The sequence below is a fragment of the Sedimenticola selenatireducens genome (genome assembly GCF_963675335.2).
GTDB lineage: Bacteria > Pseudomonadota > Gammaproteobacteria > Chromatiales > Chromatiaceae > Sedimenticola > Sedimenticola selenatireducens.
The window spans coordinates 1,365,584-1,387,164 of sequence record NZ_CAXXYC010000003.1; the positions used below are offsets into that span (position 1 = coordinate 1,365,584).

Annotated in this window: 22 protein-coding genes; 7 read left to right on the forward strand and 15 right to left on the reverse strand. The window is 53.8% G+C overall.

Annotation, left to right across the window (positions count from 1 at the left end):
- Window positions 1–3: 3 nt before the first annotated feature.
- The 11 genes from ACHZBF_RS10025 to ACHZBF_RS10075 all read right to left on the reverse strand — a co-directional run bounded on the left by ACHZBF_RS10025 (window position 4) and on the right by ACHZBF_RS10075 (window position 9,636).
- The gene (locus ACHZBF_RS10025) at window positions 4–1,305 is read right to left on the reverse strand and encodes a tetratricopeptide repeat protein (RefSeq protein WP_321528340.1); all 1,302 of its coding nucleotides are present in this window, start codon (window positions 1,303–1,305) and stop codon (window positions 4–6) included.
- Window positions 1,302–2,195 (reverse strand): ExeA family protein, encoded by an 894-nt coding sequence (locus tag ACHZBF_RS10030; protein WP_321528341.1) that lies wholly within the window; start codon window positions 2,193–2,195, stop codon window positions 1,302–1,304. Before ACHZBF_RS10030 ends, ACHZBF_RS10025 begins: the two co-directional genes overlap by 4 nt.
- A 3-nt stretch (window positions 2,196–2,198) precedes the next feature.
- Window positions 2,199–3,947 (reverse strand): pilus (MSHA type) biogenesis protein MshL, encoded by a 1,749-nt coding sequence (mshL, locus tag ACHZBF_RS10035; protein ID WP_321528342.1) that lies wholly within the window; start codon window positions 3,945–3,947, stop codon window positions 2,199–2,201.
- Window positions 3,944–4,318, reverse strand: a complete 375-nt coding sequence (locus ACHZBF_RS10040) for a general secretion pathway protein GspB (protein WP_029134412.1) — start codon at window positions 4,316–4,318, stop codon at window positions 3,944–3,946. The genes mshL and ACHZBF_RS10040 overlap by 4 nt, the downstream gene beginning before the upstream one ends.
- Entirely contained in the window at window positions 4,311–5,015 is a 705-nt protein-coding gene (locus ACHZBF_RS10045) for a hypothetical protein (RefSeq protein WP_321528343.1), read from the reverse strand. Before ACHZBF_RS10045 ends, ACHZBF_RS10040 begins: the two co-directional genes overlap by 8 nt.
- Complete coding sequence (locus ACHZBF_RS10050; protein WP_273437455.1) at window positions 5,012–5,623, reverse strand: hypothetical protein; 612 nt, start codon at window positions 5,621–5,623, stop codon at window positions 5,012–5,014. The genes ACHZBF_RS10045 and ACHZBF_RS10050 overlap by 4 nt, the downstream gene beginning before the upstream one ends.
- Before the next feature lie 3 nt (window positions 5,624–5,626).
- Window positions 5,627–6,547, reverse strand: a complete 921-nt coding sequence (locus tag ACHZBF_RS10055; RefSeq protein WP_273437454.1) for a type IV pilus biogenesis protein PilM — start codon at window positions 6,545–6,547, stop codon at window positions 5,627–5,629.
- A gap of 120 nt (window positions 6,548–6,667) precedes the next feature.
- Window positions 6,668–8,032, reverse strand: a complete 1,365-nt coding sequence (locus ACHZBF_RS10060) for an ATP-binding protein (RefSeq protein WP_321528344.1) — start codon at window positions 8,030–8,032, stop codon at window positions 6,668–6,670.
- Window positions 8,032–8,715, reverse strand: coding sequence for a response regulator transcription factor (locus tag ACHZBF_RS10065; RefSeq protein ID WP_321528345.1), 684 nt, complete (start codon window positions 8,713–8,715; stop codon window positions 8,032–8,034). The genes ACHZBF_RS10060 and ACHZBF_RS10065 overlap by 1 nt, the downstream gene beginning before the upstream one ends.
- Window positions 8,716–8,724: 9 nt before the next feature.
- Window positions 8,725–9,057, reverse strand: coding sequence for a PepSY domain-containing protein (locus ACHZBF_RS10070; RefSeq protein WP_321528346.1), 333 nt, complete (start codon window positions 9,055–9,057; stop codon window positions 8,725–8,727).
- Between the two features lie 36 nt (window positions 9,058–9,093).
- Window positions 9,094–9,636: a glycine zipper 2TM domain-containing protein gene (locus ACHZBF_RS10075; protein ID WP_321528347.1), complete on the reverse strand. Its 543-nt coding sequence runs from the start codon at window positions 9,634–9,636 to the stop codon at window positions 9,094–9,096.
- A gap of 413 nt (window positions 9,637–10,049) precedes the next feature.
- On the opposite strand from ACHZBF_RS10075, the gene ACHZBF_RS10080 reads away from it, so the two are divergent.
- Window positions 10,050–12,386, forward strand: coding sequence for a DUF1631 domain-containing protein (locus tag ACHZBF_RS10080; RefSeq protein WP_321528348.1), 2,337 nt, complete (start codon window positions 10,050–10,052; stop codon window positions 12,384–12,386).
- Window positions 12,387–12,407: 21 nt separating this feature from the next.
- Window positions 12,408–12,746, forward strand: coding sequence for a PilZ domain-containing protein (locus tag ACHZBF_RS10085; protein ID WP_029134407.1), 339 nt, complete (start codon window positions 12,408–12,410; stop codon window positions 12,744–12,746).
- 14 nt (window positions 12,747–12,760) lie between these two features.
- Here the strand turns inward: ACHZBF_RS10085 and ACHZBF_RS10090 are convergent, their stop codons facing one another.
- On the reverse strand, window positions 12,761–13,402 hold the full coding sequence (locus tag ACHZBF_RS10090; protein WP_321528349.1) for a lytic transglycosylase domain-containing protein: 642 nt from the start codon (window positions 13,400–13,402) through the stop codon (window positions 12,761–12,763).
- A 511-nt stretch (window positions 13,403–13,913) separates the two neighbouring features.
- Between ACHZBF_RS10090 and ACHZBF_RS10095 the strand changes: the two genes are divergently transcribed.
- The 5 genes from ACHZBF_RS10095 (at window position 13,914) to ACHZBF_RS10115 (ending at window position 17,342) form a co-directional block, all read left to right on the forward strand.
- Window positions 13,914–14,375 carry a GNAT family N-acetyltransferase gene (locus tag ACHZBF_RS10095; protein WP_273437446.1) on the forward strand — a complete coding sequence of 154 codons (462 nt, stop codon included), beginning with the start codon at window positions 13,914–13,916 and terminating at the stop codon, window positions 14,373–14,375.
- The gene (locus ACHZBF_RS10100; protein ID WP_321528350.1) at window positions 14,372–14,899 is read left to right on the forward strand and encodes a DUF7931 domain-containing protein; all 528 of its coding nucleotides are present in this window, start codon (window positions 14,372–14,374) and stop codon (window positions 14,897–14,899) included. The genes ACHZBF_RS10095 and ACHZBF_RS10100 overlap by 4 nt, the downstream gene beginning before the upstream one ends.
- Window positions 14,900–14,915: 16 nt before the next feature.
- On the forward strand, window positions 14,916–15,737 hold the full coding sequence (locus tag ACHZBF_RS10105; protein WP_321528351.1) for a hypothetical protein: 822 nt from the start codon (window positions 14,916–14,918) through the stop codon (window positions 15,735–15,737).
- A gap of 121 nt (window positions 15,738–15,858) precedes the next feature.
- A complete protein-coding gene (locus ACHZBF_RS10110) occupies window positions 15,859–16,677 on the forward strand; it encodes a mechanosensitive ion channel family protein (RefSeq protein ID WP_321528352.1) in 819 nt (272 codons plus the stop codon).
- 293 nt (window positions 16,678–16,970) lie between these two features.
- Window positions 16,971–17,342 (forward strand): SEL1-like repeat protein, encoded by a 372-nt coding sequence (locus ACHZBF_RS10115; protein WP_321528353.1) that lies wholly within the window; start codon window positions 16,971–16,973, stop codon window positions 17,340–17,342.
- A 75-nt stretch (window positions 17,343–17,417) separates the two neighbouring features.
- Here ACHZBF_RS10115 and ACHZBF_RS10120 read toward each other — a convergent pair whose 3' ends face one another.
- The 3 genes from ACHZBF_RS10120 to ACHZBF_RS10130 form a co-directional block, all read right to left on the reverse strand.
- The gene (locus ACHZBF_RS10120; protein WP_321528354.1) at window positions 17,418–18,692 is read right to left on the reverse strand and encodes a bifunctional O-acetylhomoserine aminocarboxypropyltransferase/cysteine synthase; all 1,275 of its coding nucleotides are present in this window, start codon (window positions 18,690–18,692) and stop codon (window positions 17,418–17,420) included.
- A 302-nt stretch (window positions 18,693–18,994) separates the two neighbouring features.
- The gene (gene sat / locus ACHZBF_RS10125; RefSeq protein WP_273437439.1) at window positions 18,995–20,182 is read right to left on the reverse strand and encodes a sulfate adenylyltransferase; all 1,188 of its coding nucleotides are present in this window, start codon (window positions 20,180–20,182) and stop codon (window positions 18,995–18,997) included.
- Between the two features lie 331 nt (window positions 20,183–20,513).
- Window positions 20,514–21,245 (reverse strand): nucleotide-binding protein, encoded by a 732-nt coding sequence (locus ACHZBF_RS10130; protein ID WP_273437437.1) that lies wholly within the window; start codon window positions 21,243–21,245, stop codon window positions 20,514–20,516.
- Between the last annotated feature and the right edge of the window lie 336 nt (window positions 21,246–21,581).

The following is a 21,581-nucleotide window of genomic DNA, read 5'->3' on the forward strand; positions in this document are numbered from 1 at the left end:
CTGTTATCGCTCCACCGATAATGCCGAGACCCGCTTGCGGGCATATTCACTGACTTCCGCAGGCAACGCATCAAGGGCCAGCGCCTCCCGATAGACCGGCAACGCTTCTCCATGGTCACCCGTGGCATCCAGCGCAATGGCCAGGCCGGCAACGGCACGGGCATTGTCCGGTTGCTGTTCGATTATTCGTCGGTAAATCCCAATCGCATCGGGAAATTGGCTGGTCTGCTGATAGGCGGAACCGAGCAGCGACAGCAGCTCAATTTCGTCGCCTGCAACGGAACGTTGCTGTTCAAGTAATCTGACGGCCCTGGAAAGATCGCCATCCTCTATCAGCAGCCTGGCACGTAAAGCGCCCAGGGATATCGCATCCGGGACGATGTTGAGCCCTGCGTCCAACAGGGCGGCAGCCTCTTTACGCTCCCCGTCTTTCAGCAACAGCATCACCAGTAGCCGACGCGCCTCGGTGTGCGCGCGATCCAGCGTGAGGCAGTGACGTAGTGCTGCTTCCGCCTCCCGCAAATGCCCCTCTTCCAGGTGCATCAGGGCAGTGGCATAGACATTAGCCGCTGATTCCCGCACTGTTTTTGGCGCGACCTTTTGCACCCTGACCAGTGGCTGTTCCACCGGGACACTTACCGGTTTAATCCCGTTGGGTTTGACAATCGCCTCCTTCACAACGGGGTCCTGCCGCTCATTCGGCCAGGCAGCTACCGCTGTATCCGCCGACAACTCAGGCTTGGTAGCCGGCCTGTCCTCTACCGCCTGCCGGGCGGAGTGATCTTTTATCCGCTCACGGACAATATCCCTGGATAACGGCGTATCCAGTGGATTGGACTCAATCACCTCCACTTCGGTATCGGCGGGCTCATGGGTGGTGATGGTCATATCCTCGACTGATTCAGGCAAAATCTGCCTTGCGTTCAATTCCTCCGGCGACGGCCTGGTGGTACCCGCCACTCCCGGTGTCATTGCGGGGCCAGTGGCGACGGGTTGCTCCGTAGTTTCCACACTGCCAGAGGGTACGGTTTCCTGGTGAATGGCTAACACGGTCCGCTCGTCGGATTGTTTTTGACTGGCACCGGCAGGACCTTCGGAGACGGAACCGAATAGCCAAGCCATACGGGGCTGAAAATAGATCGCAACCAGCAGTGCAACAATGATCGGCAGAAGCCAGAAGATGAGATACCCGCGTCGACCACTCACAGGACGAGACGACACCGGCGCAGGGGTAACCACTTGTCGTGGACCCTCCGCGGCCTCCCGACGGTCCAGGTCGCGCAGCATCTGATTGATCAGGCTCACCCTCTACCCCGCATGGTCGCCAGCGCCTGACGACCGAAGAGTGACTGCCAGAAGCGCACCAGGCTGTTATGCCGTAACGCTGCCCCTTCGGTATCATCGATGGCCCGTCGGACATGGACCTTATCCACACGACCCTTGCCCTCGCCATAGGCGGCCAGCATCGACTTATGGGCCAGGATATTGATCAGTCGGGGAATGCCCCGGCTACCTCGATAGAGCCACTCCAGTGCCTTGTCGTTAAACAGGGTATTGCCCTGATGGCCGGCAACCCGGGTGCGATGCTGGATATAGCCGCGACATCCCTCGGGATTCAGTGCATGGATGGCGTGGGAGAAGGTGATCCGCTGCTTCAGTTGCCGGACCGAGGGGCGCTCAAGATGCTCATCCAGCTCCGGCTGACCGAACAGCACCACCTGAAGCAGCTTGCTCTTCTCCGTCTCCAGGTTGGTCAGCAAGCGGATCGCCTCCAGCGTCTCTTCCGGCAGCGCCTGGGCCTCATCCAGCAGCAGGATCACCTGCCGCCCCTCCGCCTTGAGAGTGATCAACCGGTTGTAGATGAGTTGCAGGGCACGGTGTCCGCCTATATTCATTGGATATTCAACCCCCAGCTCTTCCGCCAGGGAGTAGCGAAGCGCTGACGGCGTCAGGTAGGGATTGGGAATATAAGCGGTCACCATCCCTTCATCGGAAAGGGTATTGAGCAGTTTGCGGCAGATCAGGGTTTTACCGGTACCCACTTCACCGGTTATTTTTAAAAACCCTTCCCCCATGCGCAGTGCCACCAGCAGGACATTCAGCGCCTCCTGGTGGTCCGCGTAGGAGAAGTAGTAATCCGTGTCCGGCGTCAGACTAAAGGGGGATTCTTTGAGTCCAAAGTGCGTCTCGTACATGACTCACTCGGTCTTTTCACCAAGATTACCGAACACCTCGGGCTGACTGCCGTAGTGAAAACCGCGATCCAGTTGCCGGAAGCGATCCGCCGCATCCGATACCCGCGCCCGCCAGGTCTCCGTACTCTCCACCACGGTGGGCCGCAATACGATCACCAGTTCGCTCTTTTTCGCCGCCTGTCGTGTGTGCCGGAACAGCTGTCCCAGCAGCGGCAGGTCGCCCAGGACCGGCGTCGATGCCACCTCTTCGCCACGGGTATCCTGCATCAATCCCCCAATCACCACCAGCTGACCACTCTCGGCATAGACCAGGCTGTCCGATTCACGCACCGTGCTCTTGGCCAGCGGCAGGTTCTGTGTCTCGTTACCCACCTGGATCACCTTCTGCTGATCGGTAACCTGGCTGACCGAAGGGTGGATATGCAGGGTCACCCGGCCCTGGCGATCAATCTGCGGTGTCACATCGAGCGCAATACCGGAGAAGAAGGGGGTCAGGGTGATATCCGGCGTAGTGGTGGTCGCGGTACCGGTGGTGGTGGTGCTGGAGACATCGGTGACAAAGAATTCATCACTACCAACCTTAATTACCGCCTTCTGGTTGTTCAGAGTCGAGATGCGCGGGCTGGACAGCACCTGGACATTTCCCTGCGACTCCAACAGCTCGATGAATGCCATGAAACTGCCGGTATTGAGCGCGGCGCCAAACAGACCGCCAAAGGCGGAGAAACTGGTAAAGCTGACGGGAGAGGCCTCGGTTGGCGAACTGATCCCGCCCTGCGGCAACTCCACCCCGGCCTTATCCGGATTGGTAAACAGTGACGAGCCACCGGTCTGCCCAAAACTGAACTTTTTACCGTCCACCGTCATCATCTTGGCCCAGTTGATACCCGCCTGGTAGCCGTCGTTCAGCTCCACTTCGATTACCTTGGCCTCCAGGATCACCTGCCGGTGCATCGCCTCGTTGGTGGTTTCCAGAAAGGCCTCGACCTCACGTAACTCATGGGGCATGGCACGCACCACCACCAGGCCGGACTGGGGCGAAACCACCACCGAGCGATCAGTTCCACTGCCGACGATGGATTGAATCGCACCCGAGAGCTCGGTCCAGAAGTCCGCCTCGGAGGTGGTATTGATCTCGCTGCCGGAGGTAACGCCGCTGGATGAACTGCCGGAACCCGACTCCTCACCGTCGCTGCCACCCCCGGTTACCTGACCGGAACTTACCCGCGTCTGGGAACTGCCGGTACGTTTCAGATTGAGATAGTTGACCTGAAAGATGCGCGACTGCAGCCGTGCCGGCAGCACATGGAACCCGCTGCGCACCCGCTGGTATTCATAACCATACACATCCCTGAGCATCTCCATGACATCAGGAATGGTCACCTGCTTCAGGCTCAGCGAGAGACTGCCTTCCACCTGCGGATGCACGACCATATTATACGGAGTGCCTTCCACCAGTCCCATCAGGAAGGCGCGCACCGGCACTTCACTGACATTGACATCGAAACGCGCCTCCTGGGCGCGTTTGCCGGCTCTGGGCAGTTGCATATCGACCGGCGGCAACAATGCCGCCGCAACCGCTGGAGGTGGCAGAGATACGGGTTTGGCCTCGGATGGCGGAGGCGTCTTCAGGTCGTCCTGAATTTTCTCCATGGTGCCGCCATCTTTGGGAGCCATGCTCTGACAGCCGCTTAGCAGCAACAGGGACAAGACCAACAAAGGTGATCGGATCACACAACGAAACAGACTCATTCTCCCCCTCCGGATAAATCCTTTGCCGGTGTTTTTACGATAATCGGCAGCAGTTCAATTTTGATTCTATCCCCCTCAAGATCGAGTTCGACCAGCTGGGGTTCTATAGCGACAAGCTGCGCGCCCGCGATCTGATCACCGATTCGCAGGCGGCGTCCATTGATCACGGCGCTATTACCATCCGGCCCGATGAATATACCTGAAAGTCGTATGGAATTCGCATCGAACATCGACGCCATTGTCTCTGGCGACCCACCAGTATGCGTCTGCCGAAAACCGTAGGGTTCCAGCGGATCACGCAATTCTCCCCAAACCGGGGTCAAGATAAGCAGCAGTGCGCCCAGTAGCGCATATCGTATGAGTTCAGACACCTATCCACCCCTCCGACAGACTCAAGGTGTGCAGCTGCAGCCTTACCCGGGCGGTGGGATAGTCGGCAACCTCCAGTTCGATGCCGTCCCAGAAAAACCGTCCCGGTAAGGCCTCCAGGGCTTTCAGATAATTGAGCACCGCCAGATAGCTCCCCTCAAATTCGATAACAAAGGCGTGCCGGTAGATATTTTTCTCGGCTACCCTGGCGGGATCATCAATAACAGGAGCATCAGGCTTCTCGGCGTCCGCCTTCTGGCTCCCCATCAGCGGCTCAGTTTTCAGTGTACTTAACCGCACCAGTTGCAGCGCGTCGTTACTCAAGAGAATCTGCTCCAACAATTGCGCCATCTCCCGGGGCTCGATCAGCGCCGCTGTGGTTCCCTTGATCTGTCCTTCCATCTCGGCGATCAACCGTTTCAGCTGCTCCAGCTCCTGATTTATTTTCTCATTGGGATCGCGTTCCGCCTGCTTGACCAGACCACCCAGTTGGGTGTCCAGCAATTCAATCTGGCCATCTATCTCCTCGATGTTATTTTTTATTTGCCCCTGAAGCACGCTCTGCGGATACCAGAGCAGGTTAAACCAGGCGCCAACCAGTATCGCCAGCACCAGTACCAGTATCATCACCCGCTCCCGCCCACTGAGTGCGTCAAAGCGGTTCGGCAGGGCGCGTATTTTTTCCGACAGCGCACTCATGGCCCATCACTCCTGCCGACGGTCATCAGATTAAAATCCAGTGCCGGGGAAAACTCATCCTGCCGCACAAGCTCAACAATCTGAAAACTTCTACCGGAAAATGCCGGCTCCTGGTACAGATTCTTTAACAACAGCGGCACCCACTCAGGCTTCAGCGACTTCCCTTTCAAAGTAAGAGATTTTCCGGCCTCAGTGATGGCGACATGGGTAAACCAGAGTTCAGGAAACGAGTGACGTGCGAGCCCCTCGAAGATACCCGAAAAACCATCCCGGTTGGCGGCAACCCTGGACTTCAGCGTATTCAGTAGTGCGAACCCACTCTTGCGCTTGTTTATCAGCTGCTGCAGCTCACTCTCCAGCAGCTTGTTCACGGCCGGCTTGGGAAGCTGCCCGGCTATCCGCTCCACGCTCTCCTCCAGCTTGTCGCGCTGAGCCTGGGATGCACCAAGCTGCTCAGCCAACCGGGCGCTTTGCCACTCACCCAGACCATAGAGCCCTGCCATGGTCAGAATTGATAACAGCATCAGTATCAGCAGCATGTTGAATGAAAAGGATACCGGCTGCTTGCGAAAAACGGGCTGGTATAGATTGATCTGCTGCCTACGCATACCTCAGTCACTCCTCAGGGCCGCGCCGACGGCAGGCAGACAACGATAGAGAACGGCCGGGTCAACTGTATCCAGGCCATCGAGAAATCCCGTCAGATCGAACAGTCTGACTTTTGCTGCCAGACTTTCATCCGCAAGAGCCTGCAACTGGTGTTTCCTGGATTCGGGCGCGATCACGGAGATCGTCGGCACCGCCCCAAGTCCGAACTGGCTTTCGTGATAATCCAGCGAACGCTGTAGTTCAAGTACCAGCGAATCAAGCTGTTCCTGCAACCCAAAACCGCCCTGCTCCTCCAGGTCACTACCACTGATCTCGATCCGCCGATTCAGATAGAGCGTATCGCCCTGTACAATCTCAATCAGTCCATAACGGGGGGGCAGATAGAGCAGCGCCTGGAAACCCTCCGCGCCCCCGGTGGCCGCAAGCACATTTCGCAGCGCCAGTTCGGTGATATCGATAGCCACGATTTCCAGTCCAAGTGACTCCAGCTTGTCAACGTACTGCTGAATCAGGCTGCGCTTCACCACCACCACATACATCATTCGCGGGCCGCTACGGCGCTGTGAGACCGGGAGGTCAAAAATATCCAGCACCGCGTCATCAATGTGATAATCCAACAGATCCTTGATCCGCCAGCGGATAGCGCTTTTCAGCTCTTCATGTTCAACCTCGGGAGTTTCCACCTGGAAAAGGGAATAGGAATTCGGCGGTAGCACAGCCACCACAGGGGCACCGCGCAATCCCTGTGCCTTGACCGCGTGTGAGAGCTCAACTTCGGCATCCGTGCCGGTTGTATAGAAATTACAGTTTTCCAGTCGGTGCTGTCCCGCGACCTGATTGATCGAGACCAAAGAGAGGCCGTCGGAATGAAATCCCACCCCCACCTGGAGCGTCGCCTGCGCTCTCTTTTTAGTAAAAAACATCAAGTTTTCAACCCCATCCAAGTCTCGGACAGAACAGACACTGTCCGACTCCGTGTACATTCTAATATAACGGCTGGCAAATCAATGGCTTTAGTGTTTTTTTTATTACTTTAGATCAACTTAGTACGTTTCAGGCCGGCCTGGCATCCAGATAGCGATCCTGGCACCACCCAGATCACTCTCACCGATCTCAAGATCGCCTCCGTAAAGGCGCACAATTCCACTGGCGACGGAAAGCCCTATCCCCTGCCCGGGCATTTGCTGATCCCCACGCTCTCCCCTGCGCAGCACCCGCTCTCTCACCTCAAAAGGGATACCCGGACCATCATCAGCAACACAGAGGCGCACACCCTTTGCCGGCAACCGCTCAGTGTCCGACTCCAGGAAGATAGCTACGGTAGTGTTGGCATATTTGAAGGCGTTTTCCAGGATATTTCCCAGGCATTCCAGCAGATCACCCTGCTCGCCCGGAAATAGAACATCGTCAGCCACCTCACAGAGACAGTTGATCCCCTTGTCCCGGTACACTTTCTGCAAGGTACTGACCAACCGGTCTATTATGGGGCGCAACAGTGTCTTGTGTGTAAGACCGGCACCTCGCCCGGCCGCAGCAGCCGATTTCAGCTGATACTGCACAATGTCATTCATTCGCGGAACCTGTTCGGAGACCGCTTCCCGAAGTAATCGCGCATCCCCTCCCTCGGCGGCTCCCTGCAGTACCGCCAACGGCGTCTTGAGGCTATGAGCGAGGTCACCCAGACTGTTCCTGTAGCGATCCCGACTGGTCTCGCCATGCTGGATCATGGAATTGATCCCATCCGTCAATCGGCGCAACTCTCGGGGATACGCCCCTTCCAGCCGTTCCCGCGTACCCGATTCAATCATGCGCAGATCCAGTGCCACCTCACGCAACGGCTTAAGCCCCCAGCGCAACACCACGCCCTGCACCAGCAAAAGAATGATCGCGGCACCACCCAACCAGATCAGTATGGTCTTTCTGAAGGCGGCGACCCGCTCCTGCAGTCCGAATGCGCTTTCTGCGACAACAAAAAGATAGGCAATCTCGGCGCCTGCATCATCCTCCCAGAGCAGGGAGTAGGCGAGTAGATAGAGCGGCTCATCGGCCGGCAGATAGACAAAATGCGGCTGTCCGGATGCTATACCGCCAGGCATAGGCAGCCTGCGTCCTACCGCCGACGGGGAGTGCCACTGATATTCACCCTTTTCACCACTGACCTGGGCATAAAGTCCGGATGCGGGATTGGAAAAGCGCGGATCGGGCAGTGTTTCCGGTAGTCGCATCCGTCCCTGCGCATCCGTATCCGCGGCCCCGAGCAGGGCATAGATCTGACTCATCAGTTGGGTTTGCAGTGCATTCTCCGCGCTGTCCCTGAAGGCACGATCCAGGGCGACAGCCCCCAGACCCAGAAATGCAGCAAGCACCACGGAGGCCGCCAGCAACAGTCTGCTATGGATCGATCGCATCAGGTGGTGGGTTGTTTCCGGGCAAAGCGATAACCCCGGCCACGCAAAGTTTCAATAGGTTGCAAATCACCGTCCGGATCGAACTTTTTTCTCAGCCGGCGAATAAACACCTCAAGTACATTGGAGTCGCGGTCAAAATCCTGATCATAAATATGTTCAGTCAGCTCACTCTTGGAGACCACCTTGCCCGCATGCAGCATCAGATATTCCAGCACCTTGTATTCATAGGCGGTCAATGCCACCTCCTGGCCATCCAGGGTGGCAATCTGGTGCAGGGTATTGATTTCGATCGGCCCCCACGCAATCTGTGGCGAAGAAAATCCGGCCGAGCGTCGCAACAGCGCATTGAGGCGTGCCAGCAGCTCCTGCATATTGAAGGGTTTCACCAGATAATCATCGGCGCCGACCTCCAGTCCTTCAACCTTGTCCTGCCAGTTATCCCGCGCGGTGAGGATCAGAATCGGAAAACTTATCTGTTTCCGGCGCAGACCCCGTATCAGTTCGATGCCCGAGAGCTTGGGAAGTCCCAGATCAATAACGGCCAGATCGAAGGGGTATTCCTCGCCAAAAAAACGCCCCTCTTCGCCATCCTTCGCCACATCCACCGAATATCCCTCGGTAACCAGCCGTTGTTGCAGCTGATGTCTCAGGTTAGCTTCATCTTCGACGACCAGTATTCGCATGGCGACCCTTCAGCGCCGCCGCTTACCGGGCGACACCTCCGCTCCGGAACCAGCGTCAACCCGATAGCGTTTCACTTCACCCCGGTCGGTAATAATCCTCACCCGGTGTTCCCGGTTGCCCTGGTTATTCATGGTTTCCGCATGCAATACTCGCCCACCGGTCTTTTTTCGAATCCTTTCCACTGCCGAATCCAGATCAACGCCATTCCCTCCCTTATACTCATCCCTGCTGTAGGCTCTGTTTCCCGAAGGGTTATACTGCTGGGCCGCCAACGGCAGACTCACTACCAAACCGGCCAGCAGTAGCCCCGCCATGATTCGGCACCGACGCTTCAAAACCATACAATCCTCCCAACGGGACGGTTAATATTCAGACTTTCAGTCATACCCCCGAAAACCATGGTTGTAACCACCGGCAGGGGTTACTGACACCTGTACATCGATGAATTTTCCCGGCTCCCTGTCCGTACGGGTATGGAACACCTTACCTTTATACTTGTATTTTACATCATAACCGACCAATTCCTCATGTTCCCGATAGCTATCCACCAGTTCACAGCGCCGCTCACTAGTGACATATCCGTGTGTCGGTTTTTTACCCAGGTCATTACCGATTGAACCTCCTAACAGTACGCCTGCCACGGTCATGGCGTCCTTACCTCGACCTTTACCGAACTGATTACCGACTACGCCACCAACAATGGCACCAGCGATAGTCGGTGTGTAGGAATCACTGCGTGAGTCGCCACGATGGCGGACACGTTCATTCCAACAGCGTTCCTCCGGCTGATTGACCCGCACGATCTCATAGAGCGGCTGACTGCTGATTACCCGCGCCTTGTCCAGAAAACCATTGTCCGCCAACAGCATACCGGGAGCCGCAATAATGCTCAGCGCCAGAATAACGGTTCTTTTTTTCATGATTGCTTCCTTTTGTCATCAGGGGTGAGAGTCCAATCCCTCACCGTTGATCACAGGATAAGACGTGTTTCCTGAACCGTACCTGAACATAAAATCCTATTAATTTTATCCCATGCCGCACTGGCCAAAGTGCGAATCATGTACTCACAAACAGACTTACTATCCAATTGAATTTAAAAGAATAACCGTTTTACCTGGAGCTTGATGCGCGCCCTTCCCCAACAAGGGCACAGAGTCTTCCCAAGCACGCTATTGGAAATAATCTCCCATACTCTTTTTACCCGTTTCCTTGCCAAAAAAAAGGAAACTGGGTAAAGATGGGCAGCGGACGTTATAACTAAAGCACTCCATGACCTGGCCGCTATCCCTATAAGCGCATGCCGCCATGCAATAAGGAGTCAAGGAAGTCATATATGGAAGAGTTGTCCCAAAAACCTCAAGCCACTCCATCAGGAAAAAAACATCAACAGATCCTGAATGAGTGTCGAGATATGGTGATGGTCTATCTCACCACCCAGCTTAATGAGCTTTTTGAACAGATTGAGCCGGTTTTTCTGGATTTTGCCAAAAAGGCGGAAACCAACGCATCACAAGCACGATTTTTTGAGGCCATTAATCACGTCCTGTCACTCAGGGATGTCATCGAGCATGATTTCAGAGAGTCCATCGAACAGGGATTCAAGGCATTCACTCTCGGAAAACCGATCACCTATCCCAACTCACCGGTTGAAGAATCAACTGAAATTGAACTGGAAGTGATCGATAACGATGCGCTGGAGAAGCACATCGCGATTCAAAGCATGATTTCCAAAACCCAGTCCAACTGCTACCAGGAACTGTATGCCTTGGGCAAACGGATGGCAGTGCTACGTGGTGGTAGAAAGCTGGCTGAAGACGACATACCCGCCTGCCCTGCCCACACCGCAATCTCTTTTCAACAGGCTGCAGAGGTGCTGGATGTTGATAAGCAGATCCTGCTGATTATCTATTTTCTGTTTGGGAAATTTGTCCTGGGGGATGCCGGCAGCATCTATAAAAGCCTGAATGACACGCTGATCGAGGCAGGAATTTTCCCCAACCTCAAACTCAGTTCGATTATTCCGAGGCCTTCCAAGGAGGCAAATAATCAAACCAGCAACATGATGGAACAGCCCGAATCAACCCACCCCGGGCAATTCGAAGCCAGGCAACCGACTCCATCCCATATCCAGCAAGGGGCAACTCCGGGGAGCAACATTGCGCTGGGTGAAGAGCTGTTTCGATCAATCCATGATCTGTTAACCGCCAGAAGAGCTGCGGATCCGGACTACTGTAACCATCCTGAGTTTGCACCTGGCGGGAATACGGCTCAACTGAGGAGTGCCCCCGCCATTGTTCAGGCGATCGAACAGATTCAGCCACGAGCCCAGGCGGACTATCTTCCAAACCCGGAAAGTGACGAAGGCATACCCCAATCCATCGAACTGGATACCAACCTGATCCAGAATGTACGGAAAACCCTGGAATCAGAAAGAAATAAAGTACTAAATGATCTAAACAAAGACACTATTCCCACCGCCGATCTGGATACCATTGAACTGGTCGGCATGCTATTTGAGCAGGTGTTAAACGAAGAGGGGCTAGCCAATATTGCCAAGGCCCTGATCAGCCATCTGCACACCCCCTACCTGAAAATCGCCATTCTGGATCGTACGTTTATTACGGATGAAGAACACATCGCCAGAAAGCTGCTGAACCTGATGGTCGACGCCGGCAAACTCTGGATCGATGAGGATGACTTGCGGCGCGGCATCTACTACCCGATGCAGGAGATTGTCAAAACCATCCTGACTGAATTCAAGAGCGAGCTATCGATCTTCGACGAAATGTTCTACAAACTCGAAAAACAGGCCAATGAACTGGAGTCCCGGGCCAAGATACTCGAGGAACGGAATCAGGAGGCTGCCAAGGGACGTGAGCGATTGGAGTCCGCCAGGCAGCAGGCCAGGGAGGTGATCAACGAAAGGATTAAGGGACGCAGCCTGCACCCGGTACTGGAGCGTTTTCTAAATCACGCCTGGCTGGACCGGATGATTCTGATGCTATTACGGGACCCTGAAGTGGAATCAAGCAAGGAGTGGTCTTCCGCCCTGGTGGTCATCGATAGCCTGGTCAAAGTAATTGATGCGAGACACAATCCGAAAGCAAGAGAGTGGCTGATAAAAAACCAGGCCAGCCTGATACAGCACATCAAGTCTGGACTGGACTCTCTGGGCAACTATCATCATCCTGATAGCAACGCCCTGTTCAAACTGCTGGACTCGGTAGTCAAAGAACAACCAGCCGTTCCCCGAGCCAGGGAAAAGACTGATGAGGCGGTCGAAATATCCCAACCAATCATCAAGCCCATAGCGAGCAAGGCAAAAAGCACGCCGGCACATCCGGCCAAGGATGAGCCAACGGAGGCGGAGAGGCAGATGCTGCTTAAATTGCGGGATATTAAATTTGGCACCTGGTTCGAGCTGATCGATGACAATCATAAACTGCGTCGTCTGAAACTCTCCTGGTTCAGCCCTATCACCCGCAAGTACATGTTTGTCGACCGATTTGGCATCCAGGCTTACATCACGCCCTCCGATGAGCTGGCAAAACAGCTCTGCGCCGGTAAGGCAAGTATTATAAAGTCCACTGGTATACCTTTTGTCAGTCAGGCACTGAAGACCATACATGCCATTCTGCAAAAATCAATTGGCCTGAATCCCGCCGGTTAGGCTCAAACAAGGAAAACGGTAATGTCCGATAAACGCTCCAACCCAAGAAAAATCTGTGACGCCAGGATTGATATCCTTGATGCTGAGTCGAATGAAGTGATCGGAACTCTGGTAAATATCTCCGTCAGCGGATTTATGATGATTTCCGAAAAATCATTGCCGGAAAATTATGTATTCCAGTTTAAGGTGGTCTTTTCTCCGGGAGCGGCAGATTCACATACCATACAACTCGGTGCGGAGAGCCTGTGGGTTCAGGAGGTGGAAGGATCAAACCAACGCTGGATAGGCTTTCATATTATCGATATATCAGACAGTGACAAAGCAGTCATCAGTGCATTAATTGGTGACTGGCGGGAGTAAACCCAAGCTGCGGATTATTCGAGGGCGGCAAATTGGCCAGACGACTGATTTTCCCTGTAGAGATCAAGTACCCGAACAACATAGGCCTCGGTTTCCGGATAAGGTGGTATGCTGTTGCCAAACCGCTTCACCGCGTTCTCTCCCGCATTGTAAGCTGCCAGAGCCAACCGCAAATCATTATTAAACATAATCAACAGATCACGTAGATAGGTAGCTCCCCCAGTCAAGTTGGACCTGGGGTCCCAACTGTCATACACGCCGTAACGCTTTGCAGTATCCGGCATCAATTGCATCAATCCCTTGGCACCCGTACGCGAAAGCGCCCGTGGATCATAGGCGGATTCCGCCTTGATGACGGCATGTAGCAGGGCCGCTTTAAGCCGGACTTTTTTGGCAATCTCCTCGATCATGGGAGAATAGAGGTGGCGATTCCTGTCGCTTGATGCAAGATCAATTCTCGAGCTGGTAGATTTTTTCTGCCGTGTTGGCGAGTGCCATAACAGTCGATAACCACTCCCCTTCATGGGACGGTCGGTGAAATGGAGTTTGCCGTTGCGATCCTCATACTTGTAGATATCCGCAACCGCCGAGACAGAGCAAAACAGCAGTCCCGCCAAGACCATCGCCCTGATTCCATGTCGCAATATTGTTTCCAACCGTTCTCCCCTTCAGCAGATAACCGACAAGCGTTATGTTGATGCTTCCCTGTCTATTAGCGGCGGTATTGATTCAATCATAGACTGTCCGTGCGATCCAGGATAGCTTCCAGGCATAGCCAGGATGGCAATATCAACTCAGCAAAGGCGAGCTGCTACACAGATTCCACTTTTACCGTGCCAAGCACACAAATCATATCTCTCTGTTGACAGCGGAAAAACGGACCGCATGTTTTGTGAACATCAACACAACTGACAACACCACACTCAGCCATTATTGAACCCGACGATTGATGACAACGGCCACCCTCCCGCAAATCCTTACCCGGGCCGTTGTCGTTAATCTTCACTTGGGCCGAGATAAAAAGTAACACCCATCGACTAGCCGCCCTTAAGGCATCCATCGGCCATTTCCAGCGAAACTTGAGCTTATACGGCATTCATGAATTCAGCTTAACCAAGACCTCCTCTATACTGTAAAAATAGTTTATCAATTCAGCGGGAAGTTCAGATGCCAACCCAGGACTTTACGGTTAGCCAGGCTCACTGGCCAGAGAGCAAAACCATTCTGCGCGCCATCCGGGAATCGGTATTCATTATTGAACAGCAGGTACCAAAAGCACTGGAGTGGGATGACCAGGACGAATCCGCCCTGCATGCCATCGCCACAGATAGTGAGGGCAACGGCATCGGTACCGGCCGTGTCACCGGATCAGGCCAAATCGGCCGAATGGCTGTGTTGTCAGACTGGCGCAACCGGGGGGTTGGCAGTGCACTGCTGGCTCAATTGATTGAGCTTGCCCGGAACCATGAACTGAAAGCACTTTTTCTGAATGCCCAGAAGCAGGCAATTCCGTTCTATCTCCGGCATGGCTTTCACCCTGTCGGTGAAGTATTTATGGAGGCCGGCATACCTCACCAACGAATGGAACGGGACGAAAGACAACTCAACGTCCGACAGGAGTCACCATGAACAGCCCAACGGAAATAACCATTGACTCCCTGGTGCTGGGGGAAAGCAGAGAGCGAATGATCCTGCGGGGCCGCGAGCCGTTCAGACAGGCAAGCGAGAGCATCGCCCAGCAAGCGAAATACCATCTCGACATCTTCACCTTTGATCTGGATAAGCCCATCTACGACCAGACCCGGTTCCTCGATGCGGTGAAGCGGCTCGCCATCGAATGCAGGGGCATCGGCATTCGCATCCTGCTCCAGGACAGTGAACGGGCGCGCCGGGAAGGGCACCGGTTAATCGATCTGTCGCGCAGACTCACCAGTAAAATAGAGATCAGGCGACCGCACGCCGACTATATTGATCATCCGGAAAATTTTATCATTGCTGACGGAATCGGCTATATCAGACGCCGGGCAGCCGGGCGCTATGAAGGTGAAGCAAACTTCTGTCATCCGATTGAATCCAGACTATTAACGGATTTTTTTACCGAAGTGTGGGAACGGAGTGAACAGGAAAGCAGCCTGCGCAGACTCTATCTCTAATCCCGAGGATACAATCATGAAGCAGTCATTACTCCTGCTGATTCTTCTAATCTTTTGCGCTCAATCCGCAGCCGACTATCCACTGGAGATTATTCAACTGAAGAGCCGGCCCGTGGCGGAGATTATCCCGATACTCCAACCCTTCATAGATAATGACGGTTCAATTGCCGGGATGAATGATCAATTGATTATCCGCACTTCACCAGACAATCTGGTGGAGATAAAGAAGATTCTTCAGCGCCTTGACCAACCGCCGAAAAAGTTACAGATATCTGTCAGACAGTCGGCAGGCGAACACCAATCACAGCGGGCGGTGGAAGCGGATATGAATACCATGATTGGCAAACGTGCCAAGGTAATTGTCGGCCAGCCACAAAACGGTGGCATACGACTGCGAATGAAAGAGGCGAGAACCAGAAGCCATCTGGATGCCACGCACACCCTTCAGGTACTGGAAGGCTATCCTGCCTTTATCTCCACCGGGCAGTCAGTACCGGTGTCCGAGCAAACCACCATCATCAACAACAATACAGTCTATCAACAGACCACAGCCCGCTATAAAAATGTTTCCAGCGGATTTTATGTAATTCCGAGGATCAATGGGTCCGTGGTAACACTTGAAATTAGTCCGCAAATGAACCGCACGGGCAACACCCAGAGCCACTATGAGATCCAGCAGGCGCACACCACCGTATCCGGCAGGCTGGGTGAATGGATCAGCATTGGCGGCGTATCTCAAGATTCCGTCGAGAATGGGCATGGCATATTGAAAAACACCCGCACGACGAACAGTGATGACAGAGCGATGGAACTGCTGGTCGAAGAGATCGATCTCTGAAAATAGCGAGCTGTGAATTTTACCTTTATTTACAATCTACGGATGATTGAGTCTGACATTTGTCTGTTATATTAAGTAGGCTTTCCATTCAATCAAAAATAAAGTCAATTAGGAGTCGGACATGCCTGAATTCATGGATCTAGAAAAACTGGTTTCGACCTTTGTTATCCCCTGGGGCATCAATATCCTCCTGGCGCTGGCCACCTTCTTTGTCGGTCGTTGGGTGGCTAATATCCTGCTTAAGGTAGTCAAAAAGCTGCTTGCCAAGAGCAAAATGGATGTCATTCTGATCAATTTTGTCACCTCCATTCTTCATGCAGTCCTGCTGCTGTTTATTGTCATTGCCGCCATGGATCAATTGGGTGTGGACACCACCTCATTGATCGCCCTGCTGGGTGCCGCCGGCCTGGCAGTTGGTCTGGCCATGCAGAACTCATTGCAGAACTTTGCCGCCGGGGTCATGCTGATCATCTTTCGCCCCTTCAAAACCGGGGATTTTGTCGAGGCAGGCGGCACTGCCGGCGTGGTGGAAACCATCAGTATTTTCAGCACCATTATGCGTACCGGTGATAATCGGGAAGTCATTGTGCCGAACGGGTCCATTTATAACGGCACCATCACCAATTATTCCGCCCGTGCGACCCGGCGTATCGATATGGTTTTCGGCATTGGCTACCAGGACGATATTCGCAAGGCCAAGCAACTCCTGAGTGATATCCTGAGTGCGGATGAGCGAGTCCTAAAAGAACCTGAGCCACTGGTTGCGGTGGGGGAACTGGCCGACAGCAGTGTCAATTTCAATGTCAGACCCTGGGTCAAGAGCGCAGACTACTGGAATGTGAAATTTGATCTGACCGAACAGATCAAGCTGGCCTTTGATGACAATGGCATCTCTATTCCATATCCGCAGATGGATGTGCATCTGGACAAGGCAGATTAAGAAACTGTGCCCGCCTCACCGCGGGCTCTTTTTTTTGCCGTGCCGTGCGCTTCACCAAATATTTAATAAGCAACTATATTGCTACTTGATTATTTAATAAATAGACAGACTACAAACAACCTCAGAGCCAACCAAGTTATTCACGCCCCTACTCATCCTGGCCATTCTTCCACTGCGTCTTGACAAGGCGGGTAACGGTCGCTGTAGCATCCGGCGAGCCGATCATTCCACCGCCTTCTAACCGCTGGCCGATTACATTAGAATAAGCGCTTCTGACCATTGAAGATGACATCATGAAACCGAATCGAAAATTGTTCCTCGCTGCTGCCTTGGCGGCTCTCATTTCCACACCGCTCCACGCCGACCTTGAAGCGGGTCTCGAAGCCTATGCCAAAGGTGACCATGCCGAAGCGTACAGGCAATATAAACAGGCGGCGGAAGCGGGTGACGTGGATGCATTCGGCAAGCTGGCCGGGATGTATCTCTACGGCGTAGGCACTGAAAAAGACTATTCAAAGGCCTATATCTGGTTTGGCATGGCACAGCACGGCGGGGATAAATACGCGGAAAAATTCAAGCTGGCCGCCTCCTCTGCCATGACCCTGGATCAGGTAAAGAAGGCTGAGGAAATCCTGGCGGACTACATCAAGCGGCTTGAGGAGTAAACTGCCTGAACCGGATCTGTCGGCACGATTGAAGCAGAGTGGGCGGTCCGAAGACCGCCCCCCCCCTGCACAGACTCAACGCGAGGCGGCAAGCGCCTGATCAAGATCGGCGATGATGTCGTCAATATGCTCAATTCCAATTGAGAGTCTCACCAAATCCTCACTCACCCCCGCCCTGGCCAACTCGTCCGGATTCAGCTGACGATGGGTCGTGGTCGCGGGATGACAGGCCAGGGTCTTGGCGTCGCCGATGTTCACCAGACGAACCGCCAGTTTCAGGGCATCGATAAAGCGCCCACCCGCCTCCTTGCCTCCGGTTATACCGAACGAGAGAATGCTGGAAGCTCTCCCTCCCATGTATTTATCCACCAGATGCTTGTCGGGACTTCCCTCCAGTCCCGCGTACCGGACCCACTCAACCTGTGGATGGGACTGCAGATAATTGGCGACAGCCAGGGCATTTTCACAATGTCGATCCATCCTCACCGGCAGTGTCTCGATACCCTGCAGCACCAGGAAGCTGTTGAATGGAGAGATAGCCGCACCCATATTGCGCAACGGCACCACCCGTGCCCGACCAATAAAGGCGGCCGGCCCCAGGGCCTCGGTATAGACCACGCCATGGTAGGAGACGTCCGGCTGATTCAAGCGCGGAAAGCGATCCGCATGCTCGGCCCAGGGGAAATTCCCGGAATCCACGATTACCCCACCGATGGTCGTGCCGTGCCCGCCCATGTACTTGGTCAAGGCGTGCACCACGATATCCGCGCCATACTCGAACGGACGACAGAGATAGGGAGACGGGACGGTATTATCCACCACCAGCGGCACGCCGTGGGCGTGGGCCATATCCGCCATTGCCCCGATATCCACCACATTACCGGCAGGATTGCCGATGGACTCGCAGAATACCACCTTGGTACGCTCATCAATCAATGCCGCCATAGCGTCAACATCCCTGGGATCGGCAAAACGGGCCTGAATCCCCAGTTGCGGCAAGGTGTGGGCAAACAGATTATAGGTACCACCGTAGAGGGTGGTGGTGGTAACGATATTGTCACCGGCCTCACACAGGGTAAAAATCGTGTTGGTGATGGCCGCCATGCCGGACGCCAGCCCCAATGCACCGATGCCGCCCTCCATCGCCGCCACCCGCTTTTCCAGCACATCCGTGGTCGGGTTCATAATGCGGGTATAGATATTGCCCTGGACTTTCAGATCAAACAGATCGGCGCCGTGTTGGGTATCATCAAAGGCGTACGAAGTGGTCTGATATATCGGCACTGCTACCGCCTTGGTCGTGGGATCCGGTTCAAATCCCCCGTGTATCGCGACTGTTTCAATCTTCATCTAAGCGCTCCTCCACTGTTTTTTTGCTATTGCCAGTCAAAATGACCTGCATCTTAACTGCTGAAATAACATGCTGTCGAATAACTATGAGTTCTGACAGGCTCATCTGCAGATATCAAAAACTGGCTTCATCGACGATAAACAATGGATTCAAAATGACAGGCATTGCCTGAAATCAGGCAAGTTTAATCAGTGTCAATGGTGGGTTGGGATAGATCGGGAAGATTATCCGGAGAGGGACTGTTCAAAAAACGGGAGCGCGAATACCCCTCCGGCGCGCATGCGCCAGAGGGGGCATAACATCAATTCAGCGACTGATAGTAATTCATCAGGATCTCAGCCACTTCCGGACGGGAGAATTCAGGCGGCGGTGCCATGCCCTGCCCCAGCATCTCTCGTACCTTGGTACCGGAGAGCAGCACGAAGTCTTCCTTGCTGTGATCCGGGGCATCACGCATCATCACTACCCGATTCAGTTTCTTGGAATAGGCGGTGTGATCGGCCCTGAAGATCTCGATATCCAGAGCATCTGCCGGCACCTCGGTATCGAAGATGGTCTGCGCATCGAAAGCACCGTAATAATCGCCCACACCGGCATGGTCACGACCGATAATGAAGTGGGTTGCGCCCATGTTCTGCCGGAAGTAGGCGTGCAGCACCGCTTCACGGGGACCGGCATACAGCATATCGAAACCGTAACCGGTGATGCAGACGGTGTTGGGCGGGAAATAGAGCTCAGCCATCTTGCGAATCGCCGCGTCCCGAACCGGTGCAGGGATATCGCCCGGTTTCAGCTTGCCCAGCAGCATGTGAATCACCACGCCATCGGCCTTGACTGCATCCATGGCCATCTTGCACAACTCTTCATGCGCCCGATGCATCGGATTGCGGGTCTGGAAGGCGACAATTTTCTGCCAGCCGCGCTCCTGGATCTCATTGCGGATCTCAACGGCGGTACGGAAGGTATCCGGAAAATCCGTCTGAAAATAGCTGAAGTTCAACACCTGGATCGGACCGGAGATTGCGTAGCGGCCCTGGCTATTAAACGCCGCCACACCAGGATGCTCCGGGTCGGTGGTGCCGTACACCCGACGGGTCATGGTCTCCATCTGCTCATCCGAGACCTGCTCGATGGTATTGATGTCCATGACGGCGAGTATCGGATTGCCTTCCACATTCGGATCCCGCAGTGCGATGCGCCCAGCGCCCCGGAGCTCATCCACACTCTCCAGCAAGCAGAGTACGGGAACCGGGAAGAAACTGCCGTTGGACATTTTCATGTGTTCGGCACAGCCCATGGCGTCACCGACGGTCATGTAACCTTTCAGGGGATTGAAATAGCCAGCACCCAGCATCACCGCGTTGCCTGCGGCCTGGGAGCTGATAATCACCGACGGCAGAGACTCGGCCTCATGCATTAGTGCATGGTGTTTATCAGTGTCATAGACAAAAAGCGGCTGAAGGGTATCGGATCCGACAGGCTTGATCATCTCTCTAGATCTCCTTAGAACAGTTTATCGTTAAATATTTTTGTATCCGATTACAATAAAACCACGCAATCGGGTAGCTATAGAAATCAGCGGGATACTCTTCCGGTACAGTCATGATCCCAATCTGGTTCCACTGAATCAGAATCTTGGCCGATTGAGCAACGGCATCGCACCCATATATAAATTCAGGGCATACCCTACCACATGGATGAATGGGTTATCCCAAATTTATATTTATAAGGGCAGTAAAAAAAATACTGTATTGATTTAACTGGAAAAAACCTGCCAGAAATCGATTATCCGGACACAAGAAAAATCGAGTTGCGGGGTATTAGGAAAGGGCGACGCTTTTCACTTCCGGCTGCCAGCCCTGCAGCTCGGCAAACTTCGCCTCCTGCACGGGTTCCTTGCCGGGAATCGCTTCGTGCAGCCAGTTGATTATGGGCTGCCACTGTTTGCGGTCTTTTGATGAAACGCTGTTCTTCATTTCGCAGATGCCCATGCCCGACTCCATGGCAATGGCATAGTTGTGGGTATCACGCAACGAACCAATCAGCGGAATCCCCATCCTGGATGACAGGGCTTCAATTTTCTCATATGTCGCCGTTTTGAAGCGTACCCGATTGATGACCATGGCGATCCGCTTACTATGGAGTCGGTTTTTGGCAAACCGCATCAGTTCGGTAAGAAAACCCTCAACCGCCTGTAAATCGATAATGTTGGGCATTACCGGAATCAGGATAGTGTCGGCTTTGTTGAACAGCTCTACCAGTTGTCCACCGGTGACACCGGCCGGGGTGTCTATAACCACGACCTCGGTTCCCACTCCGGTATGGAGCTGCCAAGTGCGGGTCATTCCGGTCCGAGAGCGTGCGGCATCGATTGAATGGATTTGCGGCTGGGAGGGTTTCCGCATATCCAGCCAGTGGTGGCTGGAGTTCTGTGGGTCATAATCCATGAGTGCTGTCTTGTAGCCCTGACCGGCAAAATAGCAGGCCAGCGTGGTGGATATTGTTGTTTTCCCACAGCCGCCTTTTGCGTTGAGCACCATGATATTGTGCATTGAACCCTATCCCCGTTTATTCAAGTTCAGAGACAGCCATTCCCTTGACCTTGTGCCCCTTGATGTTCAACCACCTGGATTCTCCGATCCATTGCTCTGGATACAGTCATTGAAGACCTTCGCGCCAATCCGAACTCAGCGGGTTATCCCCCCTCTTCTTCTGTCGGAAAGTTATTACTTTCTTAAATAGCCGCATGAGTATTATCCGAATTAAAGTAAAAGGCAAGTAATCAGGATCTGTTAGTTGATTTTTAGACAGTTTTTACTCTTTTTGCGGTGATAAGACTCACAAATAACCGGATAGCCGGATATATTTGTCCGTAACAGTGATTGTTG

Excerpts from the sequence above, each read along its gene's own strand:
- ACHZBF_RS10030 (WP_321528341.1), bottom strand. The coding sequence starts at position 2,195 with ATGTACGAGACGCACTTTGGACTCAAAGAATCCCCCTTTAGTCTGACG.
- mshL (WP_321528342.1), bottom strand. The coding sequence starts at position 3,947 with ATGAGTCTGTTTCGTTGTGTGATCCGATCACCTTTGTTGGTCTTGTCC.
- ACHZBF_RS10045 (WP_321528343.1), bottom strand. The coding sequence starts at position 5,015 with ATGAGTGCGCTGTCGGAAAAAATACGCGCCCTGCCGAACCGCTTTGAC.
- ACHZBF_RS10050 (WP_273437455.1), bottom strand. The coding sequence starts at position 5,623 with ATGCGTAGGCAGCAGATCAATCTATACCAGCCCGTTTTTCGCAAGCAG.
- ACHZBF_RS10055 (WP_273437454.1), bottom strand. The coding sequence starts at position 6,547 with ATGTTTTTTACTAAAAAGAGAGCGCAGGCGACGCTCCAGGTGGGGGTG.
- ACHZBF_RS10060 (WP_321528344.1), bottom strand. The coding sequence starts at position 8,032 with ATGCGATCGATCCATAGCAGACTGTTGCTGGCGGCCTCCGTGGTGCTT.
- ACHZBF_RS10065 (WP_321528345.1), bottom strand. The coding sequence starts at position 8,715 with ATGCGAATACTGGTCGTCGAAGATGAAGCTAACCTGAGACATCAGCTG.
- ACHZBF_RS10070 (WP_321528346.1), bottom strand. The coding sequence starts at position 9,057 with ATGGTTTTGAAGCGTCGGTGCCGAATCATGGCGGGGCTACTGCTGGCC.
- ACHZBF_RS10075 (WP_321528347.1), bottom strand. The coding sequence starts at position 9,636 with ATGAAAAAAAGAACCGTTATTCTGGCGCTGAGCATTATTGCGGCTCCC.
- ACHZBF_RS10080 (WP_321528348.1), top strand. The coding sequence starts at position 10,050 with ATGGAAGAGTTGTCCCAAAAACCTCAAGCCACTCCATCAGGAAAAAAA.
- ACHZBF_RS10085 (WP_029134407.1), top strand. The coding sequence starts at position 12,408 with ATGTCCGATAAACGCTCCAACCCAAGAAAAATCTGTGACGCCAGGATT.
- ACHZBF_RS10095 (WP_273437446.1), top strand. The coding sequence starts at position 13,914 with ATGCCAACCCAGGACTTTACGGTTAGCCAGGCTCACTGGCCAGAGAGC.
- ACHZBF_RS10100 (WP_321528350.1), top strand. The coding sequence starts at position 14,372 with ATGAACAGCCCAACGGAAATAACCATTGACTCCCTGGTGCTGGGGGAA.
- ACHZBF_RS10105 (WP_321528351.1), top strand. The coding sequence starts at position 14,916 with ATGAAGCAGTCATTACTCCTGCTGATTCTTCTAATCTTTTGCGCTCAA.
- ACHZBF_RS10110 (WP_321528352.1), top strand. The coding sequence starts at position 15,859 with ATGCCTGAATTCATGGATCTAGAAAAACTGGTTTCGACCTTTGTTATC.
- ACHZBF_RS10115 (WP_321528353.1), top strand. The coding sequence starts at position 16,971 with ATGAAACCGAATCGAAAATTGTTCCTCGCTGCTGCCTTGGCGGCTCTC.
- ACHZBF_RS10120 (WP_321528354.1), bottom strand. The coding sequence starts at position 18,692 with ATGAAGATTGAAACAGTCGCGATACACGGGGGATTTGAACCGGATCCC.
- sat (WP_273437439.1), bottom strand. The coding sequence starts at position 20,182 with ATGATCAAGCCTGTCGGATCCGATACCCTTCAGCCGCTTTTTGTCTAT.
- ACHZBF_RS10130 (WP_273437437.1), bottom strand. The coding sequence starts at position 21,245 with ATGCACAATATCATGGTGCTCAACGCAAAAGGCGGCTGTGGGAAAACA.